We start from the raw sequence: 3,375 nt of genomic DNA on the forward strand, positions 1-3,375 counted from the left end.
TTCACTCTTCCGAAAAGTTACCGACTTGTTGAACAAGAAACTGCCCAATGCCACTATGCCCAACGAGAAAAACTGCGCCAAAAGATACCATACACCAAGAAATTCAACAAGAAGATAAAGCATCAATGTGTTGATTCCCAAAAATGACACGCTTGAAGCGGTATAAAGGGCCGCTTGCCGCAGAGCGTGCTGCGGATGAAGAGCAACATCGCCAAACGCCCACATTTTTTGCAGAAAAAATGTTACGACGAGTGAAATAAAAAACGCAAACACAGCAGAAGCTATGTACCATACTCCCACTATATCCGTGAGAACATACATGCTTGCGATATTCACGAAAGCTCCCGTACCTCCGGCCATTATATACCGAACAACAAGTCTACGGTCTGAAAAATGTCCGTAAAAAAAACTTTTCATTTTGATAATGTCATTACTATTCATATGGTGAGACATTTTGTCAATTTGTCGCCAAGGAGAGTTAGGCTATGCTGAGACACGACAAATACACGAAGTTTTTTTCCCAACTCTTCTTTCTCTTCAAAAGAAAGAGCCAAAAGACGGGCTAATTGTTTTGCGATATCTTCTTCGTCGTCTTCCCTGAAAAGAAACATATCATCTATGCTACCTTTTAGGTTTATATTTGAAGTAAGCACCAAACTCTCGCACGCCATTGCTTCAAAAATGGTCTTGTCGTACATCCCGGAGGGGCTCGCATTTATGAAAATCGTATGTGCTCCGTACACGCGTGGTGTTTCTCTATTGGGGACTCCTTTTTCAAAAGTAACGCGATCTTCCAAAGAATATGCTTTTACTTTCTCTTTGAGAGAATTGAGGTACGGAACATCTTGAGGGAGAGGATTTCCGTAAAAATCCGCGGTAAAATCTATCCCCTTATCACGCACCTTGCGGAGCGCTTCAATGATGAGGTGTGGTTTCTTTGAGGGTGAGATGCGTGCGAGGAACAAAACGGAGTGCGGCTTCCTTACTATCCGGTCTTCTTTTTTAAAGAGGTCGGTATCAACCCCGACAGGCATCAAGGTCATCTTTTTGGAACGCGCGGTAAAAGAATATTTTGAAGTACAAAATATCTTGTCTGAAATCATCATGGCGATGCGCGTCAAAAGACTGCCAGCATAATGATTTCTCCACAGAGCTATTTTTTTGCCGAGACACTTCCATATGAGCCCGCCCAATAAAATATATTCCTGATTCATATGCACAAAAACCGTATCGTAATTTTTGCGCTCACGCCAGATGAGGCGATAGAAATTGATGAGGTAGCTCAAGCGCGATACTCCTTCCTCTTTTCCAAGCGAAAGGACGCGCACGTTCTTCGGCAAGTCATACTCCCCAACCCCGAGCGCGATGACCGTCATCTCTTCACAATGCTTTGCAAATTCTTTTATCCATCCGTGAAAAAAGCCCAGCACGTCATCGTTCGCATCAACTTTCTGGGTCATGATCAATAATTTCATAGTGTTTATATGCGATTGGAGAACTTTTTATACACAACTGACCTATGCGCAATGCAGAAAATAACTACAGTCGTATTCTCAATACGAAACACCACGCGATAATCTCCGGCGCGCAATTTCCTATAGCCACTCAATGAGCGACGCAATGGCTTGCCAAATACATCAGGGCGAGTCATAAGTTTCTCCTCAATGCTTTTCCTAATCCTTTTTTTATCGGCAGGAGAAAGTTTTGGCACATCTTCGTCCATAACTGACTTGTGATAGAGAATAGTAAACACTATGCCCATACTTTTTTATGTGCAACAAACTTCGCTTTTTTGGTATCCCGTATTGAAGCGATCTCATCAAGCACCTGGTCTTCTTCAATTTCAATAGCAAGACGAAGAAGCTCCGCGGCTTTTGTTGCTTGCGGCACCTGATCTCGCTTTGCAAGCTTTATTAAAATATCTTCCGTAGATTTCGGAATACTGATATTTACTCTTTTTTTAATGGTAGCCATATTTTGTTTATATTAACGATGGTAGTAAAAGGTAGGAATTTTTTTCATTTCCTTCGCCTTGTGTCATGAACAACCAAAGTGTATCAAAAGTGTATCACTTTTGTCAAGCGTACATTTCTCGCAATATAGAGCAAGAGAGGTAAGTCATATATCTTACAGTGATTTTACCATATAGGTGCGGTCAAGCTCATATCCCCTTTTGCGATAGTAATCGCGTACCCCGATGCCTGAAATGACCGCTATTTTCCGGTAGCCCTTTTCTGTCGCGATTCGCTCCGCCTCTTCCAAGAGCGACTTCCCGAGTCCTTGATGTTGGCTCTGTTCTCCTTTTTCGTTCAAAGAAACAAGATGTCCATAGGTATGCAATTCGCGCACAAGCGCCGCGCCGTCCAAAACGGCAAGATCATCCTGAAATCGCGCGTCCGGCGTTTTATCCGGCAAACGCAGGCGCAAAAATGCCGCGAGCTTATTGTCTGTCGTATTCTCATAACTTAAAAAGATCTCCGTGCCTGTTTGTGTCCGATACTCAATACGCGAGAGCTTGAATTTCTCGGCATCAAATTCACCGCTTCTGATCTCACGGCAACGGATGCACCTGCACTGCCAGTGGTTCTTTTTTTGATCCTCTAAAAGGTGTTGTCTCAAGTTGGATATCTTGCTGCCGGCCATGATATAAGTTGCCGGTATGTCGCGTATCACGCGAATAATACGCACATACGGAGGAATCTTCTTTTTTACCGCGACAAGTATGTCCAAAAGCTCCGGGTCCGTATAGGGCTTAAATCCCCCCTGTGTCCAGATCTTGTAGAGCAGGCTCTTCTTAAGCACCATGCACGGATATATTTTCAACATATCCGGCTGGTACACTTCTCCCTCAAAGAGCTCAACGAACATCGCCTTATCTTTTTCAGGATCGCTCCCCGGCAGATTCGGCATCATGTGGTAAACCACCTTGAAACCCGCGTTCCGCAAAAGTTCGGTTGCCTCGGCGATATCCTCTTTGGTCATGTCACGTCTGTTATGCGCCAAAATATCATTATCCAGATGCTGTACGCCGATCTCCACCTTGGTGACGCCGAGAGAGCGCATGCGCGCAAGCTCTTTCTCTGTTATATAGTCAGGGCGTGTTTCCACCGAAAGACCGATCACACGACATATCGCGCTTTCATTTGTCGTCAGTAATTCAGCAAAAGTTTTCTCGCCTTTTTTGATTTCTGTCTCCGCGTGAAAATTGTTGCACGCGCGAAATACCTCTCCGATAAACTCTTCTTGGTATTTCGGATGATAAAAACTCCACGTGCCACCGATGACAATGATCTCCAACTTGTCGGTGGGATGCCCATTCACCGCAAGCGCGCGAAGTCTCTGATAGGTCTGCTCGTACGGGTCAAATTTATTGCG

At 44.4% G+C, this 3,375-nt stretch carries 5 protein-coding genes; all 5 read right to left on the reverse strand.

Annotation, left to right across the window (positions count from 1 at the left end; all coding sequences use genetic code 11):
* Positions 1–441: GtrA family protein (locus AAB523_01350; protein MEK7555916.1), on the reverse strand; the 441-nt coding region annotated here is incomplete at its 3' end.
* Positions 438–1,475 carry a glycosyltransferase family 4 protein gene (locus AAB523_01355; protein ID MEK7555917.1) on the reverse strand — a complete coding sequence of 346 codons (1,038 nt, stop codon included), beginning with the start codon at positions 1,473–1,475 and terminating at the stop codon, positions 438–440. The genes AAB523_01350 and AAB523_01355, both read right to left, overlap by 4 nt.
* Positions 1,476–1,480: 5 nt before the next feature.
* Entirely contained in the window at positions 1,481–1,762 is a 282-nt protein-coding gene (locus tag AAB523_01360) for a type II toxin-antitoxin system RelE/ParE family toxin (GenBank protein MEK7555918.1), read from the reverse strand.
* Positions 1,753–1,974, reverse strand: coding sequence for a hypothetical protein (locus AAB523_01365; protein ID MEK7555919.1), 222 nt, complete (start codon positions 1,972–1,974; stop codon positions 1,753–1,755). Before AAB523_01365 ends, AAB523_01360 begins: the two co-directional genes overlap by 10 nt.
* A gap of 153 nt (positions 1,975–2,127) precedes the next feature.
* On the reverse strand, positions 2,128–3,375 hold a 1,248-nt coding region (locus AAB523_01370), incomplete at its 5' end, for a tRNA uridine(34) 5-carboxymethylaminomethyl modification radical SAM/GNAT enzyme Elp3 (protein ID MEK7555920.1).

The organism is Patescibacteria group bacterium (assembly GCA_038063375.1).
GTDB lineage: Bacteria > Patescibacteriota > Minisyncoccia > Phycocordibacterales > JANLHH01 > JANLHH01.

Coding starts and splice junctions, on each gene's coding strand:
- AAB523_01355 (MEK7555917.1), bottom strand. CDS start 1,475: ATGAAATTATTGATCATGACCCAGAAAGTTGATGCGAACGATGACGTG.
- AAB523_01360 (MEK7555918.1), bottom strand. CDS start 1,762: ATGGGCATAGTGTTTACTATTCTCTATCACAAGTCAGTTATGGACGAA.
- AAB523_01365 (MEK7555919.1), bottom strand. CDS start 1,974: ATGGCTACCATTAAAAAAAGAGTAAATATCAGTATTCCGAAATCTACG.